This window comes from Kocuria sp. KSNUG, from assembly GCF_049532735.1.
In the GTDB taxonomy this organism is placed as follows: domain Bacteria; phylum Actinomycetota; class Actinomycetes; order Actinomycetales; family Micrococcaceae; genus Kocuria; species Kocuria rhizophila.
In genome coordinates this window covers 2,679,578-2,695,008 of record NZ_CP150981.1, presented here as the reverse complement: position 1 = coordinate 2,695,008, position 15,431 = coordinate 2,679,578, and the positions used below count along the sequence as shown (strand labels likewise).

Sequence of the window (15,431 nt, the reverse complement as noted above, 5' to 3'; positions counted from 1 at the left end):
CCCGCACCACGACTGCTGTGCCCCCGTCCCCAGGCTCCGCGGGGCCCTTCCCGATGCGGGACCGGTAGTGCGTTACGGATAGAGTGAAGCGCATGGCACGCACCCAGGAGCTGCGCCCCGGCGTCTACGTGATCGGCACCGACAACTGGAGACTGAACTCCGGTCTGGTGCTGGGCACTCAGCGCGCCCTGGTGGTGGACACGGGCGCCGGACCGCGTCAGGGCCGGGAGATCCTGGCCGCCGTCCGCGAGATCACGGATCTTCCGCTGACCGTGGTGAACACCCACGCGCACTACGACCACTTCATGGGCAACGCCGTGTTCGCGCGCGCCGGCGCCACCGAGTTCTGGGCGCACAAGGCCTGCGCGAGCGCGATGGCTGAGGTGGGGGAGTACCAGCGCAGCTTCGTGAGCACGCAGGAGCCGGAGATGGGCGCGGGCGAGGGGATCGACACCCGCCTGGTGCTGCCCACCAACACCCTGCCCGGCACAGGCCTGCGCCCGTCCCTCACCCGCATCGACCTGGGCGAGCGGCCCGTGACCCTGTTCTTCCTGGGCCCCGGCCACACGGACAACGACGTCTGCGTGGGCGTGGACGACGTCGTGTTCTGCGGGGACCTCGTGGAGGAGGGCGCGGACCCCAACTTCGAGGACGCCTTCCCCCAGCGCTGGGTGGAGTCCCTGCGCGCGCTGGCCACCCTGGAGCGCTACACCGCGTTCGTGCCCGGCCACGGGACTCCCGTGACCGTCAACTTCGTCTCCCAGCAGGCCGACACCATGGAGCTCGCGATCCGCCGCGCCCGCGACGTGCAGGTCACGGAGGAGGGCCCCTCCACCGCGGCGATGTACCGCCTGCCCTACCAGGCCGGCGTGGCCCGGGTGTTCCTGGACCGCTGGGCGCTCATCGAGTCGCAGAACGCAGCCGACGTGCCACCATCGACCATCCCAGAGCAGCTGCGGCCGCAATCCCCAGATACCCCGCCGTCAGTGTGACCCGTCCGCCGAACGTCCCCGCCACCGCGGGATAGGGCCACCACACCGCCACGGCCAGCAGCACTCCCGTGAACACGATCAGCGTGATGGCGGTGCCCAGCCGCGGCCTCGCGGGAACGCGCACGGTGGCGCCCCGGTACCCGTAGGGCTGCGGGTCCCACGCCGCGCGCGGTGCCCGCGGCTGGTTCCGGCGCTCCGCGTCCCTCGCCGCCGACGCCGCCCGCTCCAGTTCCCGGGCCTGCCGTTCGTGCGCGGGCGGAACGTAGGCGCTGTCCCCGCGGTCCTCGCTCCACGCGCGTGTCTGGCGGCGGTGGGAGCGCTCGTCCATGAACCGGCGGTAGCTGCCGGCCGGGGTGCTTCCGGTGCGGAGGCGGGCACGTGCCACGGCGGCGTCGATCAGCTGTGTGGCCAGCGCCGCCAGCACACCCCAGCCGCCCACGATGAGCAGGGCGGCCACGGCATCCGTGGGGCGGTGCCAGCCGTTGAGCACGGTGGTCATGCCCACCACGGCCGCGAGGAACGCACCCCACCGCCCGGCGCGGGCCCGGCGGTGCGGCGGGGCCACGAGCAGCGCGGCCATGAGAAGGGAGGCGGCCGCGGTGGTGTGGCCGGAGGGGAACGAGTTGGAGGTGATCTGCTGCACGCCCAGGTCCGGCTTGTCGAGGACGCCGTGCTTGAGGAACTGGGTGGTCACATTGGCGGCGACCACGGCCACCGCCGCGCACGGGGCGGCCACCCACCGGCGGTAGCGCACGGCCCAGACCAGCGCCAGGATCCCGGCGGCCACCGCCACCACCTCGGGCAGGAACTGGGCGGCCACGAGCACGAAGGACGGGAAGAAGGTGTTGCGGTCCGCCTTGGCCTGCTGCAGGGCGGTCTCGTCCAGGGCCTGACCGGTCACCGTGTTCAGCCCGGCCTGGGCCACGAGCAGCACGAGCCCCCACAGCAGGGCCACGGACAGCGCCGCGCCCACCACGGTTCCCGCGCTCAGCGGCCTGGCCGGGGGCACGGGCACGCGACCCGGGGAGCCGGGAAGTGGAGCGGGGGCGCCGTAGCCGCCGTAGCCGCCACCGCTGTAGGCGGGCGCGCGGTACTGGCCGCCGCGGTACGGGTCACCGTGCTGGGGGCCGGGGCGGTAGGGGTCGGAGCCAGGGGGGTACGGGGTGTGGGACACGGGCGGCGGACCTCATCGGAAGACAGCGGGCGGGTCCCCTCGGAGATGGTGGACCCGGCCCTCCATGGTGACACGATCCGCCGGGACCCGGCTGTGAGCCGCACGTCACCGTGCTGGATGCCCGCTCGGAGCGAACCGGGCCCCGGGCCCCGGGATCAGCGGCGGGAGCGCGTGAACGCGGAGACCCCCGTGATGGCGCGACCCACGATGAGCGCCTGGACGGAGTCCGTGCCCTCGTAAGTGGAAACCACCTCCATGTCCGTGAGGTGGCGGCCGATGTGGTTCTCCAGCAGCAGCCCGTTGCCACCCAGCATGTCCCGGGCGGTGCGGCACATGTCCAGGGCCTTGCGGGACGTGGTCATCTTCACCAGGGAGGCCATGGCGTCCGTGAGCTGGTCGTTCTCCTGCAGCTGGGCCATGCGGGTGCACATCAGCTGCAGGGAAGTCAGGTCCGAGAGCATGGTGGCCAGGCGCTCCTGCACCAGCTGGTAGTTGGCGATCGGCATGCCGAACTGCTCGCGCTGCAGGGCGTAGTTCGCGGCGATCTCGAATGCCGCCATGCCGTGGCCCACGGCTTCCCAGGACGCACCGCCACGCGTGGCCTTGAGGACCTTGTTGACGTCCTTGAAGCTGTGGCAGTTCTCCAGGCGGTTCTCGTCCGCGAGCCGCAGGTCCTCGATCACGATGTCCGCCTGGTTGATGGCGCGCTTGCCGATCTTGCCGGCGATGACCTCGGGGCGGTAGCCCTGCGGGTACTGGCCGTCCGCCTGCTTCTCCACCACGAAGCACTTGACCTGCCCGTCCGCCTCGTCCCGGGCGTAGAGCACGGTGACGTCCGCGGCGTGGCCGTTGCCGATCCACCGCTTGTGCCCGTTGAGCACCCAGTGGTCTCCGTCCCGGCGCGCGGAGGTCTCCAGGGACACCGAGTCGGAGCCGTGGGTGGGCTCGGTGAGGGCGAAGGCCCCGGTCTTCTCCATGGTGGCCATGGTGGGAAGCCACCGCTGGCGCTGCTCCTCGTTGCCGAGCATGTAGATGCTGCCCATGCACAGGTTGGAGTGCACGCCGAAGAACGTGTTGACGGAGCCGTCGATCCGACCCATCTCCCGGGCCACCAGACCGGCCGCCTGGCGGGAAAGCCCCGGGCAGCCGTAGCCCTTGATGAACGTGCCCACGATGCCCAGGTCCGCGAGGCCCTGGAACACGGGCAGGGGATGCTCACCGGCCTCCCACGCCTCGTTGATGGTGGGCAGCACGTGCTCCCGGCCGTAGGCCCGCACGCGGTCGCGCAGGGCGGTCTCCTCGGCGGAGAGCTCCTGGTCCAGGAGGAAGAAATCGGGGTTCTCGAGCAGTTCGCTCATGACGGGTCCTTTCGGTGGGAGCGGAGCCAGTCCACGACCTCCGCGCGGTCCGCGCCGAGGGCCGGCGGGGCCTTGTCGTAGCGCACCGGGGTACGGCTGAAGGTCACGGGGTTCTTGATCAGGGGCACGGCCTCGTCGCCCTCGCCCACCTGGACCACGGGCTCCAGGCCCAGGGACGCGGCGTACTCCACGCCCTCCGGGATGGTGAGGATGGGGGCGCACGGCAGGCCCTCGGCCTGCAGCCGGGACGCCCAGGACTCGGCGGTGTCCGTGGCCAGCGCGGCGTTGAGCAGCGGACGCAGCTCCTCGCGGTGGTTGTTGCGCTTCTCCACGGTGTCGAAGCGGGGGTCCTCGCCCAGCTCGGGCAGGCCCAGCACCGTGACCAGGCGGACGAACTGCGGGTTGTTGCCCACCGTGAGGATCAGCTCCTTGTCCGCGGTGGGGAAGGGGCCGTACGGGAAGAGACTGGGGTGCTCGTTGCCCATGCGCTGGGGGTCGTTGCCGCACGCGGCGTAGCCCGTGGTCTGGTTGACCAGGGAGGACAGTGCGGAGGAGAGCAGGTCCAGGTGGATGTGCTGCCCCTTCCCGGAGGAGTCCCGCTCGTGCAGGGCACCCAGGATGGCCACGGCGGCGTGCAGGCCGGTGAGGACGTCGAACATGGCCACCCCAGCGCGCTGGGGCGGGCCGTCCGGGGAGCCGGTCACGGTCATGAAGCCCGAGACCCCCTGCACCAGCAGGTCGTAGCCGGGCAGGTGCGAGCCGCCCGCCGTGCCGAAGCCCGTGATGCTCGTGTGGATGAGGGCGGGCCAGCGTTCGGCCACGGACTCGGGGTCCAGGCCGAAGCGGGCCAGTCCGCCGGGTTTGAAGTTCTCGATGAACACGTCCGCGGCATCGATGATCTCGTACGCGGTCTCCAGGTCCGCGGGGTCGCCCAGGTCCAGCACGATGGAGTGCTTGTTGCGGTTGACGGACAGGTAGTAGGTGCCCACCCCGTCCCGGCTGGGCGGCTTGAACCCGCGGGTGTCGTCCCCCGCGGGGCCCTCCACCTTGATGACGGTGGCACCCATGTCCGCGAGCAGCATGGTGCAGTACGGGCCCGCCAGCACGCGGGAGAAGTCCGCGACGACGATTCCGCTGAGCGGCCCGGGGGTCGACTCCTGAATGGGGGACATGAACGCTCCACTGGGACGGTGACTGTGTTACACCACACACAACCACCGGCATTGGGTTCTGTCCAATACAAGAAAAGCCCCTCAGTGATGCCCCTGTGGTAACAATCACGTAGGCTCGGGGCATGGAAGTCCACGAGGCCAAGGCGTTCCTGGCCGTTGCCGAGGAGCTGCACTTCGGTCGGGCCGCCGCCCGGCTGCGGATCGCGCAACCGCCCCTGAGCCGGCTCATCAAGAGCATCGAGAAGTCCCTCGGAGCTCAGCTGTTCGAGCGCAGCACCCGGCAGGTCTCACTGACCCCGGCCGGGCAGGCCCTGCTGGATCCCGCGCGCGACCTGGTGGCGGCGTCCGAGAACGCGCGCCGCGCCGTCGCCAAGTCCGTCACGGGGGAGACCGGGCGGGTGCGCCTGGGGTTCGCGGGCGCCTCGATCAACCGCAAGGTCGCGGAGCTGGCGCGCCACGTGCGCACCCACCGCCCCGGGGTGCACCTGGAGCTGCACGGCTCGCAGTTCTCCCACACGGCCATGCAGAAGGTGCTGGACGGCTCCCTGGACGTGGCCATCGGGCGCTGGGACTTCATCCCCTCGGAGCTGCGCTGCTCCGTGCTGGGCCACGAGGAGGTCATGGTGGTGCTGCCCAGCAACCACCCTCTGGCCGATTCCGCCCGCGTGGACATGGCCCAGCTGTCCGAGGAGTCGTGGGTGGTGCTGCCCGCGGGCCCCGGAGCGGCCCTGCAGAACAGGCTCACCTCCCTGGCCACCGCTGCGGGGTTCGTGCCGCGCGTGGCGCAGGTGGCGCCGGACTCGTGGACCCTGGTGGTGCTCGTGGCCGCCCAGATCGGCTGCGCCCTGAGCCTGGACACCGTGCGGGACAACGTGTCCTCGGACGGCGTGGTGTTCCTGCCCCTGGTGCAGCCGCAGCGGCCGCTGGACGTGCAGCTCGTGTGGCGCGCCGCGGATCCGAACCCTGCACTGCGCGCCGTGGTGCGCCTGGCCCAGAACCTCTACGGGGACCCCCGCGGCCAGGCCGCAGAGGTCCCCGGGAGCTGACGGGTCCTACTCGTAGTCGTACCAGCCGTGGCCGGTCTTGCGGCCGTAGTCACCGGCCTCGTACTTCTCCCTGACGGACTCCGCGGGCAGGCTCGCGGGATCACCCGTCTGCTCGTACTCGGCCAGGCGGATCAGGTAGACCACGTCGATGCCCACCATGTCCATGAGCTCGAACGGGCCCATGGGGTGGTTCAGGGCGGTCTTGGCCGCCACGTCGATGTCCTTGTAGTCCGCCACGCCGTCCTCGTAGAGCTTCAGCGCCTCGGAGCGCAGCGCACCCAGCAGGCGGTTGGCCACGAAGCCCGGGACCTCCTTCTTGAGCTCCACGGGGGCCTTGCCGATCGAGCGGGCCAGCTCCATGGCGGTCTCCACGGTCTCGCGGGAGGTGGCCTCGTGGGGGACCACCTCCACGCACTTCATCACCAGCGCCGGATTGAAGAAGTGCACGTTGCACACCTTCTCCGGGCGGTTGGTGGCATCCGCCACCCGCGAGGACACGATGTTGGAGGAGTTCGTGGCCAGGATGGTGTGCTCGGGGCACACCGCGTCCAGCTCCGCGAAGACCTGGCGCTTGATGGTGAGGTCCTCCACCGCGGCCTCGATCACGAAGTCCGCCTGCGCGGCGCACGCGTCCCGGTCCGTGGAGAACGTCAGGCGCTCGAACGCCGCGTCCACGTCCTGCTGGGTGCGCCGGCCCTTGCTGACGTCCCGGTCCATGCGGGAGCGCAGCTGCTCGGACGCCTTGTCCACGGCCTCCTGCTTGATGTCCACCACGTCCGTGTCGTAGCCGGCCAGGGCGCACACCATGGCGATCTGGGAGCCCATGGCCCCGGCGCCGACCACGGTGATGTGCCGGATGTCCTGCAACGGGTTCTCGCTCACTTGCTCACGTCCTTCTGTACGTTCTGCGGCGTCTGCTGCGGCGCGTCCTTCTGTGCCGCGGTGCGGAAATCCGGGGTGCGCTTCTCCAGGAACGCGGTGGTTCCCTCGGCCTTCTCCGCGCTGCTGTAGAGCACGGACTGGGCCAGGCGCTCCAGCAGGATCCCGGTCTGGTGGTCCACGTCGAAGCCGTGGCGGATCACGGTCTTGGCCAGCTGGATGGCCAGCGGGCCCTTGGCCATGATGGCCTGCGCCGTCTCGCGGGCGGTGTCCAGCAGCTGGTCCGGCTCCACCACCTGGGTCACGAGGCCCATGGCCAGGGCGTCCTCGGCCTTCACCCGGCGCCCGGTCAGCACGATCTCGGTGGCCCGGCCCAGGCCCACGAGCTTGGCCAGGCGCTGCGTGCCGCCCGCGGCGGGCATGATGCCCAGCCCGGTCTCGGGCAGCGCGAACTGCGCGTTCGTGGAGGCCACGCGGATGTCGCACGCCAGGGCCAGCTCGTGCCCGCCGCCGAACGCGTAGCCGTTCACGGCCGCGATGGTGGGCTTGGGGAACTGCTCCACCTGCTCGTACACGCCCTGCATGGTGGCCTTCAGCCCGTCCTTGGGCGTGCGCACCGCAAGCTCGTTGATGTCCGCGCCCGCCACGAACGCCTTGTCCCCGGCGCCCGTGAAGACCAGAACCTGCATGCCGTCGTCCTCCGCGAGCTGCGCGAGGGTCTCGGTGATGGCCCGCAGCACGGTGGCGTTGATCGCGTTGCGCACCTCCGGCCGGTTCACGGTGACCAGGGCGATCCCGTCCGTGACGTCCACGGTCAGGACGTCGGTGTTCTCTGTGCTCATGGGGCGTTCTCCTTGCTGTGCTCGTGCGGGATCGTGCGGCCCGCGCTCGTCGTCACCTTCTTTCATACCGCGCGAAGGTGACGCGGGCCGCACTCGTGGGGGATTCATTCCGATCCGGCATCAATCCGGTGCGGTGCGGGCAACGCGCTCGGGGGTTGCGCTCGGCAGCCGGTCACGCGCCCTGGGGAACCCGGGTGATCTCCCCGGTCTCGGGGTCGACGACGGGCCGAGGCTTCCTGAGGCGCGCCAGCGCGGCCGCGGCGACCACGAGGGCCAGCCCGATGACCGTGACGAGCACGCCGGGCAGGAACATCATGAATCCGCCCACGGCGAGAACGACCCGCAGGTACAGGGGCAGCTGCCGCTCCACGAACGTGAGCCACCCGCCCATGGCCCCGGCGATGGCGTAGACCGCCACCAGGCTGGAGAGGAAGGCCAGCACGATGTGCATCGGCTCCCCCTGGGCCACCAGCGCGGGGTTGAGCGCGAACCCGAACGGCACCACGTACTTCACCGCGCCGAGCTTCATGGCGGAGAAGCACGTGGCCATGGGGGAGGCCTTGGAGATGCCGGCTGCCGCGAACGCCGCGAGCCCCACGGGCGGGGTGATGTAGGAGACCGAGGCCCAGTAGATGACGAACAGGTGCGCGGCGATCGGGTCCACACCCAGGGCCGTGACGGCCGGGACCATCACGATGGCCAGGAACACGTACGCGGCGGAGATCGTGAGCCCCATGCCGAGCACGAAGCACACCACGGCGCCGGCGATCAGGATGAGCACCACGTTGTCGCCCACCAGGGCCACCAGATCGCGGGACAGGGACAGCGCCACGCCCGTGGCGGTGAGCCCGCCCAGGATCAGGCCCACACCCGCGATGATCCCCACGATCTGAGCAAGGGTCTTGCCCACGTCCACGCCCATGTCCACCCACTGGCGGGGGCCGAACGTGACGCTCGGTTTGATCAGGGCGATCAGCAGCAGGATGGCCACCACCCAGTAGGGCACCTGGGCCTCGGAGTCCGTGGTGAACAGCAGCACCGTGAGCACGGCCAGCGCACCCAGGTACGGCCAGCCCATGGCCAGGGCATGGCGGGCGCGGGGGAGCAGGTTCTTGGGCGTGCCCCGCAGCCCGCGCTGGGCGGCGTAGCCGTCGATCTGCAGGAAGATCCCCAGGTAGTAGAGGATCGCGGGGATCGTGGCCGCCACCAGGATGGAGGTGTAGGGCACGCCCACGAAGGAGACCATGAGGAACGCGGCAGTGCCCATGATGGGCGGGGTGATGGAGCCGCCGGAGGACGCGGTGGCCTCCACGGCGCCGGCCACCCGGGCGCTGAATCCGGAGCGCTTCATGGCGGGGATGGTCATGGGCCCCGTGGTCAGCACGTTGGACACCGCCGAGCCGCTCATCATGCCCATGGCGGCAGAGCTCGCCACGGCCACCTTGGCGGAACCGCCGCGGTAGCGGCCGAACACGGCCATGGACAGCTCGTGGAAGAAGTCCGCGCCGCCGGTGTGCTGCAGCACCACGCCGAAGAGCAGGAAGCCCACCAGGATGGTGCCCGCGGTCTGCAGGGGCAGGCCCAGGACACTGTCCACGCCCATGGTGTGCACCTGGGCCAGGGTGGGCAGGTCGTAGGAGATGCCCTGCAGGAAGGACAGCGGGATCATCCCCGCGAACAGCGGGTACACGGAGAACAGGAACGCGATGACCAGCACCACCAGACCGGCGGCACGGCGCAGGGTCTCCAGGATCAGGGCCCAGAACACGAAGCTCAGCACGGTGGCCAGGGTGGGGGCCATGTACTGCCAGCCGTACTCCTGGATCTCGATGCCGTGCACCGCGAAGTACCCGCACGTGCCCATCACGGCCAGCAGCAGCAGGACGTCGTACCACGGCACACCCCGGCGCTGCCGAGCGGCGGACCCGGGGGATCGCTTGCGCAGGGGCGTCACGATGAACACGATCGGCACGAACACCGCGATCAGCAGGTACAGGAACGAGTTGGTGGGCATGGTCACCCCGCCCACGTTCCAGAAGAACACCTGGTTCATGGTCAGCAGCACGCCCACCACGGTCAGCACGATCACCAGGCTGCGCCAGAACGGCGTCAGGCGCGGGCTCGCGTCGTGCAGGGAGACGTCCGAGGGCATGGTGGGCTGGGCGGCGTCGTCCCCGGAGGCGGCGGCGGACGCGGAGCTGCCAGCGCCCGCGGCGTGCGGGTGCAGGCGCGTGGCGGTGATCTCAGCGCCGGTGCGGGGGTCGATGGCCGGCCCGGGGGCGGTGATGGGGCCAGCGGTGCCAGCGGGACCCGCGGCACTGGTGGGGCCGGCGGCGTCGCCAGCCTGGTAGGGGGTGCTCATGCGTGGCCTCCGGAGGGTGCGGTGGTGGAGGACGTGCCGGGCAGGGTGCCGGGGGTCTCCGGGAGTTCGGGGAGGTTGGACTTCTTCCAGTCCACCCACTCCTTGCGCGCGGCCTTGGGGTCCTCCTGGTCCTTGTGGTCCTGCCAGAACGCGGGCCAGGCCTCGTGCATGTCGCGCTCGCGCTCCAGCAGGGCGTCCTGGCGGGTCTGCAGCTCCTTGCTCCAGCGGCCCTTGCGCTCGAGGAACTCCACCATGGCGTCGTGGAACGGGATCACCAGGGGTGTGAGCTGGATCTGGTCCGCGCCGAAGCGGTGGGCGTCCGGGGTGGTGTCCTTGTAGTCGGGGTAGTAGCGGTCCATGTCAGCCACCAGAGAGGCAACTTCCTCGTGGGGCCGGTCCGCCCGGGCCACCATCGGGATGGTGTACTGCATGTTCACCGCCGTCTCGCCCTCGGCCAGGCCCGCGCCCTTGGAGAACTCGCCGGGCTTGACCATGGGGGCGAGCTCCTTCCACGTGGCGTACTGGGAGGGTGTGCCCCCGCCCAGGTCCAGCCAGCGGATGGGGTACTGGGACGCCAGCTCGGACACGTTGGCGCCCACCACGTTCTGATACAGGGTGTCGATCTGCCCGGTCTTCAGCGCCTCGATCTGGCCGCTGTATGTCACATCCACCATCTGGACGTCCTTGCCCGTGAGGCCGCCGAAGTTGAGGATCGCCTCCATCTTGCGGTTGATGGACGTGCTCGCGATCAGCTTGGGGAACTTCCGGCCCTTGAGGTCCGCCACGGTCTCGATGCCGCTGTCCTTGCGCACCAGCACCCCGTAGTTGCCCGGGGGAGTCCACACCAGACGCACGGCCTGCGGACCCCACTGCTCGGAGCAGTACTCGTCGTTGCCCTCGAACGCGTAGTAGTACTCGTCCCCCGTGCGCGAGTACTGCGCCGTCCCGTTGATCAGCGGCGCCAGGCGCCCGATGCCGGTGTCCGAGGTCATCAGCCGGATCTGCCGGCCCGTCTTCTGAGTCAAGGTGTTGGCCACCGCGGCGAGGTCGTTGTACGTGCCCGTGCCCACCCCGAACGTGGACCACACGAGCTGCTGGGAGCCCCCGGCGGCCGTCGAGCCGCCCGAGCACCCGGCCACGCCGGCCAGCACGGGTAACGACGCCGCTGCGGCCAGGAGCGCGCGGCGGTTGAGGGTACGCGGCATGGTGCCTCCACTGAACTGGTCCGACGGATCAACCGGGCCCTGCTTCCCGCCCAGAGGGTGCGGCCAGGGGAACCGGAGGTTCTCATTCATACAGCCATGGAGTGATCCACGACACTTACTCGCGAGTTTTATGCGTAACGGGTATCAGTGGTGGTTGGGGTGGACAACGCCGCGCCGGGTTGCGACACGGGTGAGTGCCGTTGGCGCTCTCAGGAAGTGCGCTCGTGGCGCGGCGCGAAAGGGTCAGGCCCAGCCACTGGGATGGGCCTCAGGCACTCTTCCGTGCATGCACCTGCGGGAAAAGGCCGGAGATCCTCACCCCTTGGTGGGCCGCTCGACGGGTTCGTCGTCGTCCAGCCACTCCACGGGGTCGTTGCGAAGGCCGGCGGCCAGGGCGGTGGCCGTTTCTTTCCACGAGGTGAGTTCGGCGACGGCCAGGTGCGGCTGCCCGGTTGAGGACGACAGCCGTGCGGCCTGCAGAATGTCATGTGCGCAGTCCGCCCGCCCCTGCGGGGAGAGGTCCTGCATCCAGGGGAACGTCTCGTTCATGTCTTCATCGTAGATTCGACGGGCGCCTGGCAGAGATCCTCCGCCCGCGGCGTCTGAGGCTGTAGTTCCCCCGTTCGAGGCTGATCAGCGGTTGGATGGCGTCTCGACTCATCGCGCTCGGTGTCAGTGCCGTGCATCTGTGGCCTCCCCTTCTGCCACGGTGTGGCGATAGGCCTGCACATCCGCCAGCAGACGACGCCGCTGGTCCCGGACCCTGCGCTCCTCACGGTTTCGCGCGGCCTCCTGCGCCGCCCGCTTTCGGGCCGCCGTGCCCGGTGCTGGAATCTGCCCGATCATGAGCCCCAGCAGACCCACCATGAGCGCCCAGGTGCTCTCGTGCCACACGAATTGCAGGAGCAGCGCAACCACCACGCACAGCAGGGAGATGATCCCGGGCAGGAATTTCTCGATCTGGTTCACGGGCGCTCCTCGGGTGCTGGCCCCGCATGGCGCGAGGCGTGGGCTGGTCTTCCTCCACGCTGACAGACCCGAGCGGACAGCGCATCAGCCGAACGGCCACTCTCCCCGGCCGTTGGCCGTCTGCCGCGCCCCCGCCTGCCCTCAGCCGAGAGGTCTGCCGAGAAGACGGCCAGCACATGGTCGCCAGACACCACGGAGGCCCAGGCACCACGGAGGCCTCCGCGCCCTACCCCGCCTGCCCCCGCAGCCGCTCGTAGAACCCCGCCGCCATGGCCAGGGACACCAGCTCGTCGGTGGGCATGTCCTGCAGGAGCTTCGCGAACTTCTCGGAGAGGTCGTTGTGCCGCCACACGCTGTCCTCCAGCACCACCCGCAGCTCGGGGGAGCGGGCGAAGTCCGCTGGCGTGTTGTTGCGGGCCTGCTGGCGGAGGTTCTCGTTCTCCTGGGCCGGGGTGAGCCACAGCTCCACGGAGGTGACCTTGTACTCGTCCGAGGCATCCAGCCCGCCCAGGTACTTGTTGACCTTCTCCACCAGCTCGGCCTTGGCGGCACGTTCGCGCTCCGCCTGCTTGCTCATGCCCACCTCGGTGAGCCCGCGCAGCCCCTCGGCCTGGTCTTCCTGTAATTTCAAGTCTTCTTCGCGCTGCTTCTCCAGGTGGTAGTGCGTGAGCACCACGTCCTCCGCGGTGACCGTCTCGGGGATCTCGGTGTCCAGCCTGGCGTTGAGCTGGCGCCCCAGCAGGTCCGCGAACACGGAGAGCTTGATGAACTCCGGGTCCCCGAAGTTGAGGATCTGCGAGAAGAACGCGTAGGACGTCACGTACTGGCCCAGCAGGGAACGGAACTCCTCAAGCGTGTCCCGCTCTGCGGCGTCGTCGCCCGCGCGGTCCCAGCGGTCCATGAAACGGGAGACGGCGGGGTCCAGGCCCGGGAGCAGCGCGGTGTGGCGGCCGTGGACGTGGTTCCACGCCTGCCACACCTGATCGACCTCCGCCTCCGTGAAGATGGCGGCGGCCTTGAGCTTCTCCAGCTGCTTGATCACCAGGTCCAGGTCCGAGGGAGTCTTGATCTCGGCGTCCTCGTAGTACTCCTGGAACGCGGCGAGGATCTGGTCCGGGTCGTTCACGAAGTCCAGCACGTACGTGTCCGTCTTGCCGTCCATGCGGCGGTTGAGCCGGGACAGCGTCTGCACGGCGGCGATGCCGGAGAGCTGCTTGTCCACGTACATGCCAACCAGCAGGGGTTGATCGAAGCCGGTCTGGTACTTGTTCGCGACGATCAGGATGTTCTGGTCGTCCTGGTTGAACACCGCCGCGAGGTCCCGCCCGCGCACGTCCGGGTTCATGGACGCCTCGGTCACCTCGGGGCGCTCGCCGTCCCCGATCACCGCCACGTCCGGGTCCGGCAGCGCGCCGGAGAACGCCACCAGGGTCTTCAGCGGCAGGTTCTCGCGCTCGATGTGGCGCTGGAACGCGCGCTGGTACTGCACCGCGGCCGCGCGCGAGCCGGTGACCACCATGGCCTTGCCGCGCCCGTTCAGCGCGGGCTGCACAGTGGTGAGGTAGTGCTTGACGATCACGTCCACCTTGGAGCTCACGTTCGTGGGGTGCAGCTCCACGAACCCGATGTACGCGCGCGTGCCCCGGCGCACGTCCACCTCGCCGCCATCCGCATTCTCCCCGGACGACGACGCCGCTCCCGCGCCCTCCCCGCCGTTCGTCCCGTTCCCGCCGGGCACGTTCGCGGGGTCCGAACCCCGAAGCGCGATCTTGGCCACGCGCTCGTAGGTGGTGTAGTTCTTCAGCACGTCCAGGATGAAGCCTTCCTGGATGGCCTGCTTCATGGAGTAGAGGTCGAACGGCTCCTTCTTGCCGGCCTCGTTGGGGGTGCCGAAGAGCTCGATGGTCTTGGCCTTGGGGGTCGCGGTGAACGCGAAGTAGCTGATCCGGTGGCCGTCGTCCGCCTGGGCGGCCATGCGGACCAGGGCGTCCTGATCGGCGCCCGGTTCCAGCTCGCCGTTCTCGTCCACTGCGGGGGAGTCTGTGCCCGTGGCCGCGGTGGGGTCGTTGAGGTACAGCAGCTCCTTGACCGCGCTGGCCGCGTTGCCGGACTGCGAGGAGTGGGCCTCGTCCGCGATCACCGCAAAGCGCTTACCTGCGAACGAGCCGCCCTCCTCCTGGATCTTGGAGAGTGCATAGGGGAAGGTCTGCAGGGTCACTCCGATGATGGGCACCCCCGCCGAGAGCGCCTCGATGAGCTGCCCGGTCTTGGAACCCTCCGAGCCCGAGGTGATGGGCTGGAACTGTCCCGTGCTGTTGACCAGCTGGTCCACGGCGTCCTGGAGCTGGCGGTCCAGCACCTGGCGGTCAGCGATCACGAAGACGGTGTCGAACACCTTCTCGCCCGCCGCGGTGTGGAGGGTGGCCATGCGATGGGCGGTCCACGCAATGGAGTCCGTCTTGCCGGAACCGGCGGAGTGCTGGATGAGGTACTTGTGGCCCGGGCCGTCCTCCCGGGCGGCGGCGGTGAGCCGGCTGACCGCGCGCCACTGGTGGTAGCGGGGGAAGCGGATCTGAGCAAGGTCGATCTCCGCACCCGTGCGCGGATCCACCTTCTTCTGGTGGTTCACGTACACGAACTTGGTGAGGATGCTCAGCCACGTGTCCCGCTGCAGGGTCTCCTCCCAGAAGTACGAGGAGCGCGCACCGTGCGGGTTGGGCGGGTTGCCCGCGCCGTTGTGGTGGCCGCGGTTGAAGGGCAGGAACGAGGTCCCCGGGCCCTTCAGCTCGGTGGTCATGTAGACGTCGTGGTCCGTGAGCGCGAAGTGCACGAGCGCGCCCCGGAACGGGGTCAGCAGGGGCTCACCGGCGGGCGTGCGGTCGTTCTCGTACTGCTTGATCGCGGCTTGGAGCGACTGGGTGAAGTCGGTCTTGATCTCCACCGTGGCCACGGGCAGGCCGTTGAGGAAGAACACCAGGTCGATCCGGTCCGCCTTGCGGGTGGAGTACACGACCTCCTGGACCACGCGCAGCCGGTTCTGCGCGTAGCGAGCGGCAATCTGGGGGTTGCGGTCATCCGCCGGAGGCATCTGCAGCATCTTGAAGCGGCGGGCACCGGGCACCAGGAACCCCTTGCGGAGCACGTTCAGCACCCCGCCGCCATCCCGCTCGGGCTGGGAGAGCTGACTGGCGAGCCGGTCCAGGATGCGACGCTCGCCCTTGGCCCGGGCGGCATCGTCACAGTGGGGTGGGACGACCTTGGCGAAGTTCTCCGGGTCCGTGTCCTCGAGCCAGCCCAGGACGTCCTCGGGGAAGATCGCGCGCTCCTTGTCGTACCCCTCCGAGCTGGGGGAGTGGAGCCACCCGTGCTCCGCGAGGTAGGTGGCGATCTCCTGCTGGAGCTTCTTCTCCTGGTGCTGCTGACTCATGGGCT

Annotated in this window: 12 protein-coding genes; 2 read left to right on the top strand and 10 right to left on the bottom strand. The window is 69.8% G+C overall.

The genetic code is table 11. From position 1 onward, the window contains the following. Positions 1–92 precede the first annotated feature (92 nt). A complete protein-coding gene (locus tag AABM36_RS11830) occupies positions 93–992 on the top strand; it encodes an MBL fold metallo-hydrolase (protein ID WP_406018280.1) in 900 nt (299 codons plus the stop codon). On the opposite strand, the gene AABM36_RS11825 is transcribed toward AABM36_RS11830, so the two are convergent. The 3 genes from AABM36_RS11825 to AABM36_RS11815 all read right to left on the bottom strand — a co-directional run bounded on the left by AABM36_RS11825 (position 901) and on the right by AABM36_RS11815 (position 4,696). Next, positions 901–2,166 carry a phosphatase PAP2 family protein gene (locus AABM36_RS11825; RefSeq protein WP_423446458.1) on the bottom strand — a complete coding sequence of 422 codons (1,266 nt, stop codon included), beginning with the start codon at positions 2,164–2,166 and terminating at the stop codon, positions 901–903. The genes AABM36_RS11830 and AABM36_RS11825 overlap by 92 nt on opposite strands. 155 nt (positions 2,167–2,321) lie before the next feature. Beyond that, complete coding sequence (locus AABM36_RS11820; protein WP_423446456.1) at positions 2,322–3,524, bottom strand: acyl-CoA dehydrogenase family protein; 1,203 nt, start codon at positions 3,522–3,524, stop codon at positions 2,322–2,324. Continuing rightward, positions 3,521–4,696, bottom strand: a complete 1,176-nt coding sequence (locus AABM36_RS11815) for a CaiB/BaiF CoA transferase family protein (RefSeq protein ID WP_423446454.1) — start codon at positions 4,694–4,696, stop codon at positions 3,521–3,523. Before AABM36_RS11815 ends, AABM36_RS11820 begins: the two co-directional genes overlap by 4 nt. Positions 4,697–4,818: 122 nt before the next feature. Between AABM36_RS11815 and AABM36_RS11810 the strand changes: the two genes are divergently transcribed. Beyond that, complete coding sequence (locus AABM36_RS11810; RefSeq protein ID WP_423446452.1) at positions 4,819–5,742, top strand: LysR family transcriptional regulator; 924 nt, start codon at positions 4,819–4,821, stop codon at positions 5,740–5,742. Between the two features lie 6 nt (positions 5,743–5,748). Here AABM36_RS11810 and AABM36_RS11805 read toward each other — a convergent pair whose 3' ends face one another. From AABM36_RS11805 to AABM36_RS11775, 7 genes are all read right to left on the bottom strand, one after another. Continuing rightward, the gene (locus AABM36_RS11805; protein ID WP_423446451.1) at positions 5,749–6,624 is read right to left on the bottom strand and encodes a 3-hydroxyacyl-CoA dehydrogenase family protein; all 876 of its coding nucleotides are present in this window, start codon (positions 6,622–6,624) and stop codon (positions 5,749–5,751) included. Then, positions 6,621–7,463 (bottom strand): enoyl-CoA hydratase/isomerase family protein, encoded by an 843-nt coding sequence (locus tag AABM36_RS11800; protein WP_423446449.1) that lies wholly within the window; start codon positions 7,461–7,463, stop codon positions 6,621–6,623. Before AABM36_RS11800 ends, AABM36_RS11805 begins: the two co-directional genes overlap by 4 nt. Positions 7,464–7,635: 172 nt before the next feature. Continuing rightward, entirely contained in the window at positions 7,636–9,825 is a 2,190-nt protein-coding gene (locus AABM36_RS11795; RefSeq protein WP_423446447.1) for a TRAP transporter permease, read from the bottom strand. Further along, positions 9,822–11,030: a TAXI family TRAP transporter solute-binding subunit gene (locus AABM36_RS11790; protein ID WP_406018265.1), complete on the bottom strand. Its 1,209-nt coding sequence runs from the start codon at positions 11,028–11,030 to the stop codon at positions 9,822–9,824. Before AABM36_RS11790 ends, AABM36_RS11795 begins: the two co-directional genes overlap by 4 nt. A gap of 315 nt (positions 11,031–11,345) precedes the next feature. Beyond that, positions 11,346–11,579, bottom strand: coding sequence for a hypothetical protein (locus AABM36_RS11785; RefSeq protein WP_423446445.1), 234 nt, complete (start codon positions 11,577–11,579; stop codon positions 11,346–11,348). A 123-nt stretch (positions 11,580–11,702) separates the two neighbouring features. Continuing rightward, a complete protein-coding gene (locus AABM36_RS11780) occupies positions 11,703–11,999 on the bottom strand; it encodes a hypothetical protein (RefSeq protein WP_423446444.1) in 297 nt (98 codons plus the stop codon). 226 nt (positions 12,000–12,225) lie between these two features. After that, positions 12,226–15,426 (bottom strand): type I restriction endonuclease subunit R, encoded by a 3,201-nt coding sequence (locus AABM36_RS11775; protein WP_423446442.1) that lies wholly within the window; start codon positions 15,424–15,426, stop codon positions 12,226–12,228. Positions 15,427–15,431: the final 5 nt, after the last annotated feature.

What these genes read in the sequence shown, in the direction of transcription:
- AABM36_RS11800 (WP_423446449.1), bottom strand. Translation starts at nt 7,463, where the DNA reads ATGAGCACAGAGAACACCGACGTCCTGACCGTGGACGTCACGGACGGG.
- AABM36_RS11810 (WP_423446452.1), top strand. Translation starts at nt 4,819, where the DNA reads ATGGAAGTCCACGAGGCCAAGGCGTTCCTGGCCGTTGCCGAGGAGCTG.
- AABM36_RS11830 (WP_406018280.1), top strand. Translation starts at nt 93, where the DNA reads ATGGCACGCACCCAGGAGCTGCGCCCCGGCGTCTACGTGATCGGCACC.
- AABM36_RS11790 (WP_406018265.1), bottom strand. Translation starts at nt 11,030, where the DNA reads ATGCCGCGTACCCTCAACCGCCGCGCGCTCCTGGCCGCAGCGGCGTCG.
- AABM36_RS11815 (WP_423446454.1), bottom strand. Translation starts at nt 4,696, where the DNA reads ATGTCCCCCATTCAGGAGTCGACCCCCGGGCCGCTCAGCGGAATCGTC.
- AABM36_RS11775 (WP_423446442.1), bottom strand. Translation starts at nt 15,426, where the DNA reads ATGAGTCAGCAGCACCAGGAGAAGAAGCTCCAGCAGGAGATCGCCACC.
- AABM36_RS11820 (WP_423446456.1), bottom strand. Translation starts at nt 3,524, where the DNA reads ATGAGCGAACTGCTCGAGAACCCCGATTTCTTCCTCCTGGACCAGGAG.
- AABM36_RS11795 (WP_423446447.1), bottom strand. Translation starts at nt 9,825, where the DNA reads ATGAGCACCCCCTACCAGGCTGGCGACGCCGCCGGCCCCACCAGTGCC.
- AABM36_RS11785 (WP_423446445.1), bottom strand. Translation starts at nt 11,579, where the DNA reads ATGAACGAGACGTTCCCCTGGATGCAGGACCTCTCCCCGCAGGGGCGG.